Annotated in this window: 15 protein-coding genes; 11 read left to right on the top strand and 4 right to left on the bottom strand. The window is 61.0% G+C overall.

The window, feature by feature from the left end; genetic code table 11:
- Position 1 precedes the first annotated feature (1 nt).
- Together WHX55_RS29945 and rsd are read left to right on the top strand one after the other, a co-directional pair.
- Positions 2-553 (top strand): disulfide bond formation protein B, encoded by a 552-nt coding sequence (locus WHX55_RS29945; protein ID WP_150753874.1) that lies wholly within the window; start codon positions 2-4, stop codon positions 551-553.
- Between the two features lie 177 nt (positions 554-730).
- A complete protein-coding gene (gene rsd, locus WHX55_RS29940; protein ID WP_150724933.1) occupies positions 731-1189 on the top strand; it encodes a sigma D regulator in 459 nt (152 codons plus the stop codon).
- A 60-nt stretch (positions 1190-1249) separates the two neighbouring features.
- Here rsd and WHX55_RS29935 read toward each other — a convergent pair whose 3' ends face one another.
- Positions 1250-1915 carry an FKBP-type peptidyl-prolyl cis-trans isomerase gene (locus tag WHX55_RS29935; RefSeq protein WP_150757480.1) on the bottom strand — a complete coding sequence of 222 codons (666 nt, stop codon included), beginning with the start codon at positions 1913-1915 and terminating at the stop codon, positions 1250-1252.
- A 192-nt stretch (positions 1916-2107) separates the two neighbouring features.
- Here WHX55_RS29935 and WHX55_RS29930 point away from each other — a divergent pair, with 192 nt between their 5' ends.
- Positions 2108-3244, top strand: coding sequence for an AlgP family protein (locus WHX55_RS29930; RefSeq protein ID WP_150757481.1), 1137 nt, complete (start codon positions 2108-2110; stop codon positions 3242-3244).
- Here WHX55_RS29930 and WHX55_RS29925 read toward each other — a convergent pair.
- The gene (locus WHX55_RS29925; protein ID WP_150757482.1) at positions 3241-3705 is read right to left on the bottom strand and encodes a TIGR02444 family protein; all 465 of its coding nucleotides are present in this window, start codon (positions 3703-3705) and stop codon (positions 3241-3243) included. The genes WHX55_RS29930 and WHX55_RS29925 overlap by 4 nt on opposite strands.
- 50 nt (positions 3706-3755) lie before the next feature.
- Between WHX55_RS29925 and WHX55_RS29920 the strand changes: the two genes are divergently transcribed.
- The 5 genes from WHX55_RS29920 (at position 3756) to WHX55_RS29900 (ending at position 9721) form a co-directional block, all read left to right on the top strand.
- Positions 3756-5666 (top strand): ATP-binding cassette domain-containing protein, encoded by a 1911-nt coding sequence (locus tag WHX55_RS29920; RefSeq protein ID WP_150724937.1) that lies wholly within the window; start codon positions 3756-3758, stop codon positions 5664-5666.
- Positions 5666-6247: a mechanosensitive ion channel family protein gene (locus WHX55_RS29915; protein ID WP_150757483.1), complete on the top strand. Its 582-nt coding sequence runs from the start codon at positions 5666-5668 to the stop codon at positions 6245-6247. Before WHX55_RS29920 ends, WHX55_RS29915 begins: the two co-directional genes overlap by 1 nt.
- 237 nt (positions 6248-6484) lie before the next feature.
- Positions 6485-7117, top strand: a complete 633-nt coding sequence (gene rhtB, locus WHX55_RS29910; RefSeq protein ID WP_150753879.1) for a homoserine/homoserine lactone efflux protein — start codon at positions 6485-6487, stop codon at positions 7115-7117.
- A 140-nt stretch (positions 7118-7257) separates the two neighbouring features.
- Positions 7258-9156 (top strand): cytochrome c/FTR1 family iron permease, encoded by a 1899-nt coding sequence (locus tag WHX55_RS29905; RefSeq protein ID WP_150724940.1) that lies wholly within the window; start codon positions 7258-7260, stop codon positions 9154-9156.
- Positions 9157-9265: 109 nt separating this feature from the next.
- On the top strand, positions 9266-9721 hold the full coding sequence (locus tag WHX55_RS29900) for a YaiI/YqxD family protein (protein ID WP_150757484.1): 456 nt from the start codon (positions 9266-9268) through the stop codon (positions 9719-9721).
- 28 nt (positions 9722-9749) lie between these two features.
- Here WHX55_RS29900 and elbB read toward each other — a convergent pair whose 3' ends face one another.
- Entirely contained in the window at positions 9750-10418 is a 669-nt protein-coding gene (elbB, locus tag WHX55_RS29895; RefSeq protein WP_150757485.1) for an isoprenoid biosynthesis glyoxalase ElbB, read from the bottom strand.
- Between the two features lie 115 nt (positions 10419-10533).
- Here elbB and WHX55_RS29890 point away from each other — a divergent pair, with 115 nt between their 5' ends.
- A complete protein-coding gene (locus WHX55_RS29890) occupies positions 10534-11769 on the top strand; it encodes a sterol desaturase family protein (protein WP_150757486.1) in 1236 nt (411 codons plus the stop codon).
- On the opposite strand, the gene WHX55_RS29885 is transcribed toward WHX55_RS29890, so the two are convergent.
- Entirely contained in the window at positions 11750-12382 is a 633-nt protein-coding gene (locus WHX55_RS29885; RefSeq protein WP_150757487.1) for a DedA family protein, read from the bottom strand. The two genes, WHX55_RS29890 and WHX55_RS29885, sit on opposite strands and share 20 nt — an antisense overlap.
- A 208-nt stretch (positions 12383-12590) precedes the next feature.
- Between WHX55_RS29885 and hemB the strand changes: the two genes are divergently transcribed.
- Both hemB and ppk1 read left to right on the top strand, forming a co-directional pair.
- On the top strand, positions 12591-13604 hold the full coding sequence (gene hemB / locus WHX55_RS29880; protein ID WP_046039035.1) for a porphobilinogen synthase: 1014 nt from the start codon (positions 12591-12593) through the stop codon (positions 13602-13604).
- Between the two features lie 18 nt (positions 13605-13622).
- On the top strand, positions 13623-15851 hold the full coding sequence (gene ppk1, locus WHX55_RS29875; RefSeq protein ID WP_150757488.1) for a polyphosphate kinase 1: 2229 nt from the start codon (positions 13623-13625) through the stop codon (positions 15849-15851).
- Positions 15852-15950 lie beyond the last annotated feature (99 nt).

The raw sequence follows: 15950 nt of genomic DNA, 5'->3' as shown, positions 1-15950 counted from the left end.
CATGTCTTTGGCCTGCTCACGCTCCTTGTTTTTCATGGCTTTCATTGCGGGTACCCTGGCGATGGGCGTTTCCTACTACCTGGAATATGCAGTTGGCCTGCGGCCTTGCGGCTTGTGTCTTGTGCAACGATTTTGCCTGGCGCTCCTTACCGGTGTCTGCCTGATGGCTTCGATCCATGGCCCCGGTCGCATCGGCAACGTTCTGTATTGGCTGCTCAGTCTTTGTAGCAGTCTGGCCGGCACTGTCACGGCGTGGCGACAGGTCCTGCTGCAAAGCCTTCCGACGGAACAGGTAGCGGCGTGCTCGACCCATCTGGCGGAACTGTTGGCCAGTTCTCCGTGGCTATCCGTCGTACAGCAAATGTTCAGGGGCGCCGCCGATTGTGTGGAAATTTCCTGGACGCTGTTCGATCTGAGTCTCACCGAGTGGAGCCTGCTGTTCTTCGTCGCGATGATGATTCTGGCCGTTTACCAGTCGTTGCGACTGGTCTGGACCAGCTATCAGCGACCACTCAGCGGCGAGTCGTCGCACCGGGCCTTTGTGGGCGATTAAACACTTGTATGAACTTTATCGCCTGCGTACCTTGAAGCCAGTGTCGTGCGGGCATAATCTGGCCCGCACGTGTCATTGGAATTATGTTGCTCGATGACGCTCTGCCTGACCGCCCACCGACGTTACAAGAGGCGAGCGGGCATAGAGCAGCTGACCCACAAGGGAAGAGAGATCACCATGCTCGAAAGTTGTCAGAATGCTCAGGAACGCTGGGGCGGAGTGCACCTGCTGATCGATCGCTGGTTGCAGGAGCGCAAAGAGCTGATCGATGCGTACGACAAGCTCGGCGCAAAGCCTGAGGCGCTGAGCGAGAATCGAAAGCCCTTGCAGGAGTTCTGCGGTGTGCTGGTCGATTACGTGTCTGCCGGGCATTTTGAGATCTATGAACAGCTGACGGGGGAGGCCAAGGCCTTCAACGACAAGCGTGGCCTGGAGCTCGCCGAGACGATCTACCCGCGTATTGACGTCATCACCGAAAAGCTGCTCGCCTTCAATGACCTGTGTGACGCAGGAAAGTGTGTCGCCGAAGAGTTCAAGACACTCGGCGGGCTGTTGCATGAGCGCTTTGAGCTGGAAGACTGCCTGATCGAAGTGCTGCACACCGCCCACAAGGAAACCGATTCGGTTCAAGCCTGAAGCACTTCCTGCAAGATCCCGAAACGGCGTGCCAAGGCACGCCGTTTTTCGTTTGCGTCGTCAGCCGGTAGCACCGCGCAATTCGACTTCGAACACCAGTGGAGTGAATGGTGCGATCACGTCACCGGCACCGTCGGCGCCATAGGCCTGAGCCGATGGAATCACCAGTCGCCACTTCGCCCCTACCGGCATGTTTTGCAGCGCGCTACGCCATCCGGCGATCACGCTGTCGAGACTGAACCATTGTGGCTGACTGTTCTGATCGAACACCGTGCCGTCGGGCAAGCGACCGATGTACAGCACCTGCACCTTGCCGTTCGGTCCGGCCTTGGCGCCAGTGCCTGGCGTCAACTCGGTCAGCAGCACGCCATCAGCCAGTTCGCGCACGCCGGGTCTGGCTTTCTCCGTGGCGAGAAAACGCTGTTCTTTTTCCAGTGCCATTTCGCTTTGCGGCTCGGCTGACTGCATGGCGATCCGGGCTTCATGCTCGGTCAATATCTGCTGGATCTGCTCGTCCTTCAGCGCCAGCGGTTTGCCCTGATAGGCCTGCTGCAACCCTTCGACCAGTGCCTGGAGTTGCAGGTCGGGAGCCTCCTGGCGCAAGCGTTCGCCAAGGCTTGCACCCAGGCTGTAAGCGAGGTCGTGGGCTTCATTTTCCTGCGTTGTTGCAGCGGCTTGAGCCACTGAAAAAAACACGCACAGCGATAAAAAAAGATAGCGCGACATGAGCACTCTCCGACCTGAAATTCGGGCGATTATGCCAGCGGGAATGCGCACAACGGTGAACTGCTTTTGCGCCGAGGCAGAAGTTTTTCAATCCTTTGCAACGCAGCGCTTTCGATAGTGTCAACATGCCCTAGCGGCGGTTGCAGCAGAGGTCTAGTATGAGCCGCACTCACTTCAGCCAGGAGGTAAACCATGTCGGCCACCAAGAAGCCAGTAAACACTCCATTGCACCTGCTCCAACAACTCTCGGGCAGCTTGCTCGAGCATCTGGAAACCGCTTGTTCCGAAGCCTTGGCTGATGCTGAAAAACTGCTCGCCAAGCTGGAAAAGCAGCGCGGCAAAGCGCAAGAAAAACTGCACAAGTCCCGCACCAAATTGCAGGACGCTGCGGCGGCCGGAAAAGCCAAGGCACAAGCCAAGGCCAAGGGCGTAGTGGGCGATCTTGAGGAACTGCTCGATGCCCTCAAGGATCGTCAATCGGAAACCCGCGGCTACATTCTGCAACTCAAGCGCGATGCTCAGGAAAGCCTGAAACTGGCTCAGGGCGTCGGTCGTGTACAAGAGGCTGTCGGCAAGGTGTTGTCCTTGCGTGCGGCCAAGCCTGCTGCGGCACCTGCGAAGAAAGCCGCTGCCAAACCGGCTGCTGCAAAAGCACCGGCCAAGCCTGCTGCTGCAAAACCTGCAGCTGCCAAGCCAGTCGCTAAAACTGCCGCAGCCAAACCTGCTGCCAAACCGGCTGCGAGAAAACCGGCCGCTGCCAGCGCAGCAAAACCTGCGGCTAGAACCACGGCTGCCAAACCAGCCGCACGACCCGCCGCTGCACGAGCCGCTGCTGCCAAACCAGCCGTGGCTAAAACCGCCGCCGCTAAACCGGCTGCAAAACCAGCTGCAAAACCGGCCGCTAAACCAGCTGCCCGCACCGCTGCGGCGAAACCTGCTGCCAAGCCGGCTGCCAAACCTGTCGCTGCAAAACCAGCAGCCAAAACTGCCGCTAAACCAGCAGCCAAGCCAGCGGCAAAACCTGCTGTAAAAGCGGCTGCCAAGCCTGCTGTTAAACCTGCCGCAAAACCAGCTGCAGCGAAACCAGCCGTTGCCGCCAAGCCTGCCGCTGCCAAGCCGGCTGCTGCAAAACCCGCTGCAAAACCAGCAACCAAACCTGCAGTGAAGAAGCCGGTTGCCGCCAAGCCAGCCACCGCACCGGTTGCCAAGCCAGCCAACCCGGCTCCGGTAGCAACGTCTGCTTTAGCAGCAGCCACCTCGACAGCCACGCCAGCGCCAACGCCGGCCGCCGCATCGATCGCAGCAACCACCCCAACCAGCGCTTCCTAAGTGCCGGTTACCGCGACGCGCAGCTGATGCAGCGCGTCGCGGTGCAGGTGGGCGGCCTCAGCCGCCGCACCTTCCAGCCAGGCCGATAGATCGGCCCCGACATTTTGCGGCCAACTCTGCGCCGCTCTCTCCAGCCGCAACAACAGATGCCGTTCGGCTTCCAGCTCCAGTGCCTTCACTTGTTCACGCAGGGTATGCAATTCAGCGTCTTCCTTGGCTGCGGCTTTCCACTGTGTGCGCAAGGCGCGTAACGGCCGCACGACATCGGTGTCCCAGGCGGCAGCCACGCTGCGTAGTTGCTGCAAGCGCTGCTCATCGCAGGCCACGCCTCGTTGTCCCAACCACGCACCACACAGCAACAGGCACACATTGACTCCCGTCGACTGCAATTGCAGGCATGCCTGCTCAACACCCGGACGGGCGTAAGTGGTCAGGGAAAAGTTCCACAGGTCAGAGGACATAGTGCTACTCGCGCCAGTTGCGAGCGAAGCTGGTAGACTCCGCCGCCATTATGATTCGACTTCAGAACCTGACTTTACAGCGTGGCCCGCAACGTCTGCTAGAAGACGCCGAGCTGACGCTGCACGCCGGCCAGAAAGCCGGCCTCATCGGTGCCAACGGCGCCGGCAAATCGAGCCTGTTCGCCTTGCTTCGGGGCGAACTGCACCCGGACTCGGGTGATTGCTTCCTGCCGGCCGACTGGCGTATCGCCCACATGCGCCAGGAGGTCGACACCCTCGAGCGCCTGGCGGTCGACTACGTGCTCGATGGCGACCTGCGCCTGCGCCAGGTGCAACGCGACCTGGCGACAGCCGAAGCGGCCCATGACGGTGCCGCGCAGGCCCGCCTGCACTCGGAACTCGACAGCGCCGACGGTTACACCGCCGACGCCCGGGCGCGCAAGTTGCTGGCCGGGCTTGGGTTCACCAACGAGCAGATGGATCGCCAGGTCGGGGATTTCTCCGGTGGCTGGCGGATGCGCCTGAACCTGGCGCAGGCCTTGATGTGCCCATCGGACTTGCTGCTGCTCGACGAACCGACCAACCACCTCGACCTCGACGCCATCATCTGGCTCGAAGAGTGGCTCAAGAGTTATCCCGGCACCTTGATGCTGATTTCCCACGACCGGGATTTCCTCGATGCCGTGGTCGATCACGTGGCCCACGTCGATCAGCGCAAGATCACCCTGTACCGCGGTGGCTACAGTGCCTTCGAGCGCGCCCGTGCCGAACGCCTGGCCCAGCAACAGCAGGCGTACGAGAAGCAGCAGGTGCAACGTGCGCACATGGAAAGCTACATCGCCCGCTTCAAGGCCCAGGCCACCAAGGCCCGTCAGGCCCAGAGCCGGATCAAGGCACTGGAGCGGATGGAAGAGCTGACCGCGGCCCACGTCGATTCGCCGTTCGACTTTGTCTTCCGTGAATCGCAGAAGATTTCCAGCCCGCTGATCGACCTGTCCGATGCCCGCCTGGGTTACGGCGACAAAGCCGTGCTGGAGAAGGTCAAGCTGCAACTGACCCCGGGTGCGCGGATCGGTCTGCTCGGCCCTAACGGCGCCGGTAAATCGACCCTGATCAAGAACCTTGCCGGCGAACTCTCGCCATTGGCCGGGCGCTTGACCCGTGGCGAGAACACCGTGGTCGGTTACTTCGCCCAGCATCAACTCGATTCTCTGGACTCCAAGGCCAGCCCGTTGCTGCACTTGCAGCGTCTGGCGCCGACCGAGCGCGAGCAGACTCTGCGCGACTTCCTCGGCGGTTTCGACTTCCGTGGCGCGCGAATCGACGAGCCGGTACTGAATTTCTCCGGTGGCGAGAAAGCGCGCCTGGCGTTGGCCTTGATCGCCTGGGATCGACCGAACCTGTTGCTGCTCGACGAACCGACCAACCACCTGGACCTGGAAATGCGCCTGGCGCTGACCATGGCCCTGCAGGAATTCAGTGGTGCGGTACTGGTGGTCTCTCACGATCGCCACTTGCTCAAAAGCACCACCGACAACTTCTATCTGGTGGCGGACGGCAAGGTCGAGGAATTCGACGGCGACCTGGAGGACTACACCCGCTGGCTGGTGGAGTATCGCCAGCGCAACGCCCCGGTCAGCAACACGCCGGTCAACCCGGACAAGACCGACAAGAAAGCCCAGCGTCAGGCCGCTGCTGCGTTGCGTCAGCAACTGGCACCGCACAAGCGCGAAGCCGACAAGCTCGAAGCCGAGCTGGGCAAGCTCCACGAAAAACTGGCGAAGATCGATGCCAGCCTCGGCGACAGCGACATCTACGAGCAGGCGCGCAAGAACGAATTGCGTGATCTGCTGGCCGAACAGGCCAAGCTGAAGGTGCGTGAGGCGGAGCTGGAAGAAGCGTGGATGGAAGCCCTGGAATTGCTGGAAAGCATGCAGGCGGAGCTGGAGGAACTGTCCTGATGGACGCCTTCAAGCTGCCGCTGCCGGCGGTGTGGGCCGAGCCGATCTGGCTCGGCGTACAAATCCTGCTGATCCTGCTCGCCGGTTACATCGCCCAGCGCTTTGTTGCCAAATGCCTGACTCGTCTCGGTGAGCGCTACCCGTTTCCGCCGCAGTTGCTGATGCCGCTGCGGGGCGGATTGCGTTGGCTGATCATGGGCAGTGCACTTATTTTCGTTCTGGAGCGACTCGGTGTATCGGCCACGGTGCTCTGGACCGCGTTGTCCGGTTTCGTCGCGGTCGCGGCGGTGGCGTTTTTCGCTATGTGGAGCGTGCTGTCGAACCTGCTGTGCGCGATCCTGATCTTCACCGTCGGCCCGTTCCGCCTCGGTGACGTGGTCGAGTTGGTGGACACCACCGACAAGCCCGGCGTCAAAGGCCGGGTGGTGGCGATCAATCTCCTGTACACCACGCTGGTCGAGGCCGAAGAACTCGGCACTGGCAGCGCCATGGTGCAGGTGCCCAACAGTTTGTTCTTCCAGCGTTCAGTACGGCGCTGGCGCGGGACGGATGTGTTTCCTTCCAGCGGGTTTGAAAAGTAAGCCGGCGGTCACCTGATGTACCGCTTTCGCGAGCAAGCCCGCTCCCACATTTGACCCGTGTCGTTCACAAGATTTGTGGCCACTGAAGATCAACTGTGGGAGCGGGCTTGCTCGCGAAGAGGCCCTCAAGCCGCAAACGCTGGTCGGCCGCTGACACATCCTGCAAAAAATCGGTAGTCATCCAACCCAAGCCGCATTAGCTTAGACGTCTGTCACGAGTCTGAGTCGAGGTGTGCAATGGAGCTTCAAACATGGCTGGCGTTTTTTGCCGCCTGCTGGGTGATCAGCCTGTCCCCCGGTGCCGGCGCCATTGCGTCGATGTCCAGCGGTCTGCAATACGGCTTCTGGCGCGGCTACTGGAACGCTCTGGGCCTGCAATTGGGTCTGGCGGTGCAGATCGCGATTGTCGGCGCCGGTGTTGGCGCGATTCTTACTGCGTCGGCCACCGCTTTCTACGCGATCAAATGGTTCGGTGTGGCCTACCTGGTTTACCTCGCGATCAAACAATGGCGCGCGCTGCCCAGCGACATGAGCGATGACGCGGCGGTCCGGCAGATAGGCAAGCCGATTGCCCTGGTGTTCCGTGGCTTTCTGGTGAACATCAGCAACCCCAAGGCGCTGGTGTTCATGCTGGCGGTGTTGCCGCAGTTCATTGATCCGCACGCGCCACTGCTGATCCAGTACCTGATCATTGGTGTGACGATGATATGCGTGGATCTGATCGTCATGGCCGGCTACACCGGATTGGCCTCGAAGGTGCTGCGCCTGCTGCGCACACCCAAGCAGCAGAAACGCATGAACCGTACCTTTGCCGGGCTGTTCATTGGTGCAGCGGCATTCATGGCGACCTTGCGTAAAGCGGCGGTTTAACAACCCTCAGGTACAAAAAAGGCGACCTTTTCAGGTCGCCTTTTTCATTTGGGGTATGCCTGCAAACCACAACAAAGCTTGAGTGAAAGTGATTGGGAGGGAACAATATGTTACTTCGTGTTTCCAATTGAGATTCATTCATGATTGCCCCGTCCCGTTTCCTGGCCTGGCTGATAGCGCCAGTGTTTGCCTTGTGCAGCTTGAACCTGCTGGCCGACACGGTGGAAGGCGCACCGCAAGCCCTGCATTTACTCGACTACATTGGTGCGGATTACCCGCAAGCGGTGCAGGCAGGCAAGGTCGTCAACGAATCCGAATATCGCGAGCAACTGGAGTTCGTCCAGGCCCTGCAAGGCTTGGTGGCCGCCATGCCAGCCAAACCGGAAAAGGCCGGGCTGGAGCAGGGCATCAGCGCACTGCGTAACGCGATTACTGCGCGTCAGGACGGCGCAGACGTTACCCGCCAGGCGCGGCAGCTCGGGGCGAAGCTTGCCGTGGCCTATGAAGTCAGCCAGGCCCCGATCATTACCCCGGACCCGACCCGTGGGGCGCCGCTGTACGCCCAGCATTGCTCGGTGTGCCATGGCGATGCCGGGGCGGGTGATGGTCCGGCAGGTGTCGGTCTGACGCCGCCACCGGCCAATCTGCGCGATAACGCGCGTCTGGATCACCTGAGTCTCTACGCGATCTACAGCACCCTGGGCCTCGGGGTCGAAGGCACCGACATGCCAGCCTTCGCCGATCAGCTGGATGATCGTCAGCGTTGGGACCTGGCCACCTATATCGCCAGCTTCAGTGTTGACCCGGCGACGGCCAAGGCTGAAAAGACCTACAACATCGCCGACCTGGCTCGTCAGACCCCGGCCGAGGTGCTGGCCGTCGAAGGCCTGCAAGCCGCCGCGACCTTCCGTTCCCAGCGGGCGCAACCGCCGCAGGTCAAGCGTGGCCCGGCACAACTGCTCGACTACACCGCAGCCACTCTGGACAAGAGCATCGCGGCGTATCGTGCCGGTGAGCATGATCAGGCTTATGACTTATCGGTAGCGGCGTATCTGGAAGGCTTCGAGTTGGTTGAGAGCTCGCTGGATAACATTGACGCCAACGTGCGTAAAGACACTGAAAAATCCCTGATGGCCTACCGTCAGTCGTTGCAGGATGGCCTGCCGGTGAGCGAGGTCGAGCAGCGCCTGGACGTGGCCAAGGACAAGTTGAAGGCATCGGCCGGCCTGTTGGGCAACGAGGGTTTGAGCTGGTCGCTGAGTTACATTTCCGGCCTGCTGATTCTGCTGCGCGAAGGTCTGGAAGCGATTCTGGTGCTGGCGGCGATCCTTGCTTTCCTGCGTAACACGGATCAACAGGCGGCGGTGCGCAGCGTTAACGTCGGCTGGGGCCTGGCGTTTGTGGCGGGGCTGGGCACCTGGGCGCTGGCAGCCTATGTGATTGATGTCAGCGGTTCGCAGCGCGAGTTGCTGGAGGGCGCGACGGCGTTGTTTGCCAGCGTCATGGTGCTGTGGCTGGGCGTGTGGATGCATGACCGTCGTCACGCGGCAGCCTGGCAGGATTACATCAAGACCAGCCTGGTGGGTGGCGGCGGGCGTTTCGGTTTTGCGACCCTGGCGTTCTTCTCGGTGTATCGCGAGCTGTTCGAAGTGATTCTGTTCTACGAAACCCTGTGGTTGCAGGCAGGCCCCGCGGGGCACAACGCCGTGCTGGCCGGTGGGGCCACGGCGCTGGTGCTGCTGGTCGGCCTGGCCTGGGTGATTTTGCGCGGTTCGGCGAAGTTGCCGCTGGCGCTATTCTTCAGCATCAACGCCGGTCTTTTGTGCGCATTGTCGGTGGTGTTTGCCGGGCATGGAGTGAAAGCGCTGCAGGAAGCCGGGATTTTCGGCACGCGGCCGGTGCCGTTCTTTGACTTTGAATGGTTGGGGATCCATGCCGATGCGTATTCGCTGAGCGCCCAGGCAGTGGCGATCATTGCGATTGTCGTGTTGTATGGTCGCAGTCGGGTGGTTGAGAGGCAGCGGGTGCAGGTTTCCTGAAGAACAGCATTCGCTGCGCTCATATTCGCGAGCAGGCTCGCTCCCACAGGATTGGGTATAACCTGTGGGAGCGAGCCTGCTCGCGATTTTTTTGGAAGAGGAAAAACCAATGCGTGTGTGGATCGATGCCGACGCTTGTCCGCGGGCAGCCAAGGATCTGGTGGTGAAGTTCGCCCTCAAGCGCCAGTTCGAAGTGGTGCTGGTGGCCGGGCAGCCGCAGATCAAACCGGGGCTGGCACTGGTCAAGCTGATCGTGGTGCCGAGCGGACCGGATGCGGCCGATGACTACCTGGTGGAACACGCGGTGCCTGGTGAGCTGGTGATCTGCAGCGATGTGCCGCTGGCCGATCGCCTGGTGAAGAAGGGCGTGGCAGCGCTCGACCCACGGGGCAAGGAGTTTGATACGCAGAACATGGGCGAGCGGCTGGCGGTTCGCAACCTGTTCACGGATTTGCGCGAACAGGGGCAAATGGGTGGTGGGCCGGCGCCGTTTGGCGACCGTGAGAAGCAGGCGTTTGCCAATGCGCTGGACCGGATTTTGACCCGGCTCACACGCAAAGCCTGACCTTTGCCAAGAACCCTGTGGGAGCGTGTCAGGCGTCGTTTTCGTGGGTCAGTTCGAGCACGCGGTCGACCAGCTTATTGATTCCCGACGCCGCTTCACTGATCGATTGCGCCAGCATGTAAGCCGGTGTGCTCACCAGCTTGCGCGCCTTGTCCTCGACGATCTCACTGACCGCGCAATCGGTATGGGTCGCGCCCATCTTGTTCATCGCCGCAGCCGTGTCGGTGTCGTTGCCGATGGTGCAGGTGACGCCAGGGCCGTAGATCTTTGCCGCCAGGGCAGGGGAGATGCACATCAACCCCACTGGTTTGCCAGCCTCGGCAAAGGCTTCGGTCAATGCCAGGACATCCGGTTGAACGGTGCAGCCGGCGCCTTCGATGGCGAAGTTGGACAGGTTCTTGGCCGAGCCGAAGCCGCCGGGCACGATCAGCGCATCGAACTCATCGACGTTCGCGTCACGGATATCCTTGATGTTGCCCCGGGCAATCCGCGCTGATTCCACCAGCACGTTGCGCGATTCGGGCATTTCTTCGCCGGTCAGGTGGTTGATCACATGCAACTGCGCGATGTTAGGTGCGAAACACTGCACCTGAGCCCCGCGCTGGTCCAGGCGCAGCAGGGTGATGACGCTCTCGTGGAGCTCGGCGCCGTCGTACACGCCACAACCGGAAAGGATCACTGCAACTTTTTTGCTCATGGGCTTTTCTCCAGATTCATGGCGTTAAATGTCCACTAATTTGTCCCGCGTTGCCATAGGGTTAATTCACCGCTGCACATAGCATCTGTCCTCAAGATTCCGATCAGGGCGCGTCATGGACTTCATTCTGTATGCGGTGCCGTTTTTCTTTGTGCTGATCGCCGTCGAGCTGCTGGCCGACCGTTGGCGCGGGGTAAGCAATTATCGGGTGGCGGACGCGATCAACAGCATCAGTACCGGCGTACTGTCGACCACCACGGGTCTGTTGACCAAGGGTGTGGGGCTGGTGACCTATGCCTTCGCTCTCAAGCACCTGGCACTGTTCGAGCTGTCGGCCGACAGCGTCTGGACCTGGGTGTTTGCCTTTGTCTTCTACGATTTCTGCTACTACTGGCTGCACCGCATGGGCCACGAGCGCAACATCCTCTGGGCCGCCCATTCGGTGCATCACCAGAGCGAGGACTACAACCTGTCCACGGCGTTGCGCCAGACCAGTACCGGATTCCTGCTGAGCTGGATCTTCTATCTGCCGATGGCGGTGTTCGGCGTGCCGCTGCTGGTGTTCGTCAGCGTCGCGGCGCTGAACCTGCTGTACCAGTTCTGGGTGCACACGCGGCACATTCCCAAGCTTGGCTGGTTCGAATGGTTCTTTGTCACGCCGTCCAATCATCGGGCCCACCATGCACAGAACGCTCTCTACATGGATCGCAACTACGGCGGTGTGTTCATTATTTGGGACCGTCTGTTCGGCTCGTTCCAGGAAGAAGTCGACAACGAGCCGGTGATCTTCGGCGTGACCACGCCGCTGGCGAGCTGGAACCCCGTGTGGGCGAACGTGCAGTTCTACGCGCAGTTGTGGGCAGACGCGCGGCGTACCGAAAGCACTTGGGACAAGCTGCGGATCTGGTTCATGCGCACTGGCTGGCGCCCGGCGGACGTGGCGGCCAGATACCCGATGAAAAAGCCGGACCTGAGTCAGTTTCGCAAATTCGAGGTGGCGCTGGACGGGCGTCAGCAGCTCTACGTCCTCTTGCAGTTCTGCGTCTACATCGCGCTGGGCAGTTACTTGATGAGTCTTGAATCGAAGCTGCCAGTCGCCGCCCTGGTGTTGGGCTGGGGAGCGGTGGCGCTGGGTCTGTTTGTGCTGGGCGTGGCCCTGGAGAATCGCCCGTGGGCGTTGAAGCTGGAGCTGGTGCGGCTGGCGTCGAATCTGCCATTGGCATGGCTGGCCCCGATGGTGGGGCTGTGGCCGGCCGGCGCGGTGGGCTGGGTCGGCCTGCTCAGCTACAGCCTGTTGAGCGGCATCGGTCTCTACTGTTGCAGAAACCGCATCACTCGGTTGGCGTCGTAGGGCCTTCGGTGCTGGTCCGCGTAGCTTTCAGGGCTTGTTCGTCGGCGTAGACCTGTTTGGCCAGGCGGGCATTCTTGAAGCGCCGACGCAGCCACAGCACGAAGCCCAGGACCAGCAGCGCACCGAGCACCCAGAGTTCATACTTCTTCACACTGCCGAGCATGCCTTCAAGCACGGCGCCGAAATGGTAAGCGGCGGCCGCCAGGGCTGTGGCCCAGATCGCTGCACCAATGCCGTTGAGCAGCAGGTAACGGCCCGGCGGATAGCCCGACAGCCCAATGGCCACCGGCATGACCGTGCGCAAACCGTAGACGAAGCGGAAACTCAGGACCCAGATGTCCGGGTGCTTGCGAATGTGTTCCAGCGCCCGGTCACCCATCATCTGCCAGCGGGGTTTGCGCGCCAGCAGTTTGCGGCCGTGCTTGCGTCCAAGGAAATACCACAGCTGGTCGCCGGCATAGCTGCCGAAGAAGGCCACGACCACCACCAGGTTGATGTCCATGTATCCACGGAACGCGAGGAAGCCCGCGAGTACCAGGATGGTTTCGCCTTCGAAGAACGTGCCTAGAAAAAGGGCAAAGTAGCCGAAGTCATGCAGAAATTGTTGGAGCATTGTCTGGGTGCTGGCGAAATGAACGCGCAGCCTAACCCTTCGGACACATTCAGGAAAGTGTCCAAATGTGTCTCGACGTGAACATTTCCTACAACGACAATGGAATGCGGCTACCTGTCACAGGGATGCACACAACTGTAATACGTTCGTCATAATGGCCGCTTATAACTGTCACGCTCGCCCGTAAGCGCGGGCTCAGGAGTCTGCCGTGAGCTTTACCCCCGCCAACCGCTTGTTCCCCGCAACCCGCCTGCGCCGCAACCGTCGTGACGACTTCTCGCGTCGCCTGGTCCGTGAAAACGTCCTGACCGTCGATGACCTGATCCTGCCGGTGTTCGTGCTGGACGGTGAAAACCGTCGCGAAGCGGTGGCCTCGATGCCGGGCGTTGAACGCCTGACCATCGACCTGTTGCTGGAAGAAGCAGCCAAGTGGGTCGAACTGGGGATTCCGGCGCTGGCGCTGTTCCCGGTGACACCCGCGGAACTCAAGTCCCTGGACGCCGCCGAAGCGTGGAACCCCGAAGGCATCGCCCAACGCGCGACCCGTGCGCTGCGTGCGCGATTCCCTGAGCTGGGCGTGATCACCGACGTCGCCCTGGACCCGTTCACCACCCACGGCCAGGACGGCATTCTTGATGAAGAGGGCTACGTGCAGAACGACATCACTGTCGACGCACTGGTCAGGCAAGCCCTGTCCCACGCCGAAGCCGGCGCTCAGGTCGTGGCGCCGTCGGACATGATGGACGGTCGCATCCAGGCGATCCGCGAAGCCCTCGAAGTGGCCGGTCACGTCAACGTGCGGATCATGGCCTACTCGGCGAAGTACGCCAGCGCCTATTACGGCCCGTTCCGCGATGCGGTCGGTTCGGCATTGAACCTGGGCAAGGCCAACAAGGCCTCCTATCAGATGGACCCGGCCAACAGCAACGAAGCCCTGCACGAAGTGGCGGCGGACTTGTCAGAAGGTGCAGACATGGTCATGGTCAAGCCGGGCATGCCGTACCTGGACATCCTGTGCCGGGTAAAAGAAGAATTCAAAGTGCCGACGTTTGTTTATCAAGTCAGCGGCGAATACGCCATGCACATGGCGGCGATCCAGAATGGCTGGTTGAGCGAAGGGGTTATCCTCGAGTCCCTGACCGCTTTCAAACGTGCAGGGGCTGATGGCATCCTGACGTACTTTGCCGTTCGTGCCGCTCAATTGTTACGAGAGCAAAAATAGCCCTCCCAGGAACATTCGATGAATACCGAAGTACTCACTGAAGTTGCCGTAAAAGACGCTCAACCTGTGGTGGAGCAAGTCGACGAGACCCCGCCGGAGCTGGAGCCAGCTCCGCCCGCGGCGGTCGTCGAAACCGCCGTGACAGCGCCAGCGCCGGCGCTGGCCATTCCCGGCCTGGATGACAGCAGCCTGTACATCCACCGCGAGCTCTCGCAACTGCAGTTCAACATCCGCGTGCTGGAGCAGGCGCTGGACGAGTCCTACCCATTGCTGGAGCGGCTGAAGTTTCTGTTGATCTTCTCCAGCAACCTGGACGAGTTCTTCGAGATTCGTGTCGCCGGCCTCAAGAAGCAGATCACCTTCGCCCGTGAACAGGCCGGTGCCGATGGTCTGCAACCGCATCAGGCGCTGGCGCGCATCAGCGAATTGGTCCACGGTCACGTCGATCGCCAGTACGCGATCCTCAACGACATTCTGTTGCCGGAGCTGGAAAAACATCAGGTCCGCTTCATCCGTCGCCGTAACTGGACGACCAAGCTCAAGACCTGGGTCCGCCGCTATTTCCGTGACGAGATCGCACCGATCATCACCCCGATCGGCCTCGACCCGACGCACCCGTTTCCGTTGCTGGTGAACAAGAGCCTGAACTTCATCGTCGAGCTCGAAGGCATCGACGCCTTTGGCCGCGATTCCGGTCTGGCGATCATCCCGGCGCCACGCTTGCTGCCGCGGATCATCAAGGTGCCGGAAGAAGTCGGCGGCGCTGGCGACAACTATGTATTCCTGTCGTCGATGATTCACGCTCACGCCGATGACCTGTTCCAGGGCATGAAGGTCAAGGGCTGCTACCAGTTCCGCCTGACCCGGAACGCCGACCTGGCACTGGACTCCGAAGACGTCGAAGACCTGGCCCGCGCCTTGCGCGGCGAACTGTTCTCCCGTCGCTATGGCGATGCAGTACGTCTGGAAGTGGCCGACACGTGCCCGAAACACCTGTCCGACTACCTGCTCAAGCAATTCAACCTGAGCGAGACGGAGTTGTATCAGGTCAACGGTCCGGTGAACCTGACGCGGCTGTTCAGCATCACCGGCCTGGACAGTCAGCGCGAGCTGCAATACCTGCCGTTCACCCCGCAGATTCCGAAACTGCTGCAGAACAGCGAGAACATTTTCAGCGTGATCAGCAAGCAGGACATCCTGCTGCTGCACCCGTTCGAGTCGTTCACCCCGGTGGTCGACCTGCTGCGCCAGGCCGCCAAGGACCCGCACGTGTTGGCGGTGCGCCAGACCCTGTACCGTTCCGGCGCCAACTCGGAAATCGTCGATGCGCTGGTGGATGCGGCGCGTAACGGCAAGGAAGTCACGGCGGTGATCGAATTGCGCGCGCGGTTCGACGAGGAGTCCAACCTGCAACTGGCCAGCCGTCTGCAAGCGGCCGGTGCGGTGGTGATCTACGGTGTGGTCGGCTTCAAGACCCACGCCAAGATGATGCTGATCCTGCGTCGCGAGGCCGGAGAGATCGTGCGTTACGCGCACCTCGGCACCGGTAACTACCACGCCGGCAACGCCCGCCTGTATACCGACTACAGTCTGCTGACCTCCGACGACGCCTTGTGCGAAGACGTCGGCAAACTGTTCAGCCAGTTGATCGGCATGGGTAAAACGCTGCGCATGAAGAAGCTGCTGCACGCGCCGTTCACTCTGAAAAAGGGCATGCTCGACATGATTGCCCGGGAGACCCAGTTCGCCCTCGACGGCAAACCGGCGCACATCATCGCCAAGTTCAACTCGCTGACCGATCCGAAGATCATCCGCGCGCTGTACAAGGCCAGCCAGTCAGGTGTGCGTATCGATCTGGTGGTGCGTGGCATGTGCTGCCTGCGGCCGGGCATTGCCGGGGTTTCCCACAACATCCACGTGCGTTCGATCATTGGCCGCTTCCTGGAACACACCCGGGTCTTCTACTTCCTCAACGGTGGCGACGAGCAGATGTACCTGTCCAGTGCCGACTGGATGGAACGCAACCTCGACAAGCGCGTCGAGACTTGCTTCCCGGTGGAAGGCAAGAAGCTGATCATGCGGGTCAAGAAAGAACTGGAGTTGTATCTGACCGATAACACCCACAGCTGGAGCCTGCAGTCGGACGGTCGTTACATCCGTAACACGCCGACCGGCAACCAGAACCCGCGCAGCGCCCAGGCGACATTGCTGGAACGTTTGGGTAGCCCGATTCTGGCTGTTCGGTAACATGGAACCTGTGGGAGCGGGCTTGCTCGCGAAGGCGGCCTAACAGTCAACATTGATGTTGGCGCTGACGGCCTCTTCGCGAGCAGGCTCGCTCCCACA

The organism is Pseudomonas fluorescens (assembly GCF_040448305.1).
GTDB classification, from domain to species: Bacteria; Pseudomonadota; Gammaproteobacteria; order Pseudomonadales; family Pseudomonadaceae; genus Aquipseudomonas; species Aquipseudomonas fluorescens_BH.
The sequence above is the reverse complement of the archived record's forward strand: the minus strand, read 5'-3'. Positions and strand labels throughout refer to the sequence as shown.

Excerpts from the sequence above, each read along its gene's own strand:
- WHX55_RS29945 (WP_150753874.1), top strand. The coding sequence starts at position 2 with ATGTCTTTGGCCTGCTCACGCTCCTTGTTTTTCATGGCTTTCATTGCG.
- rsd (WP_150724933.1), top strand. The coding sequence starts at position 731 with ATGCTCGAAAGTTGTCAGAATGCTCAGGAACGCTGGGGCGGAGTGCAC.
- WHX55_RS29935 (WP_150757480.1), bottom strand. The coding sequence starts at position 1,915 with ATGTCGCGCTATCTTTTTTTATCGCTGTGCGTGTTTTTTTCAGTGGCT.
- WHX55_RS29930 (WP_150757481.1), top strand. The coding sequence starts at position 2,108 with ATGTCGGCCACCAAGAAGCCAGTAAACACTCCATTGCACCTGCTCCAA.
- WHX55_RS29925 (WP_150757482.1), bottom strand. The coding sequence starts at position 3,705 with ATGTCCTCTGACCTGTGGAACTTTTCCCTGACCACTTACGCCCGTCCG.
- WHX55_RS29920 (WP_150724937.1), top strand. The coding sequence starts at position 3,756 with ATGATTCGACTTCAGAACCTGACTTTACAGCGTGGCCCGCAACGTCTG.
- WHX55_RS29915 (WP_150757483.1), top strand. The coding sequence starts at position 5,666 with ATGGACGCCTTCAAGCTGCCGCTGCCGGCGGTGTGGGCCGAGCCGATC.
- rhtB (WP_150753879.1), top strand. The coding sequence starts at position 6,485 with ATGGAGCTTCAAACATGGCTGGCGTTTTTTGCCGCCTGCTGGGTGATC.
- WHX55_RS29905 (WP_150724940.1), top strand. The coding sequence starts at position 7,258 with ATGATTGCCCCGTCCCGTTTCCTGGCCTGGCTGATAGCGCCAGTGTTT.
- WHX55_RS29900 (WP_150757484.1), top strand. The coding sequence starts at position 9,266 with ATGCGTGTGTGGATCGATGCCGACGCTTGTCCGCGGGCAGCCAAGGAT.
- elbB (WP_150757485.1), bottom strand. The coding sequence starts at position 10,418 with ATGAGCAAAAAAGTTGCAGTGATCCTTTCCGGTTGTGGCGTGTACGAC.
- WHX55_RS29890 (WP_150757486.1), top strand. The coding sequence starts at position 10,534 with ATGGACTTCATTCTGTATGCGGTGCCGTTTTTCTTTGTGCTGATCGCC.
- WHX55_RS29885 (WP_150757487.1), bottom strand. The coding sequence starts at position 12,382 with ATGCTCCAACAATTTCTGCATGACTTCGGCTACTTTGCCCTTTTTCTA.
- ppk1 (WP_150757488.1), top strand. The coding sequence starts at position 13,623 with ATGAATACCGAAGTACTCACTGAAGTTGCCGTAAAAGACGCTCAACCT.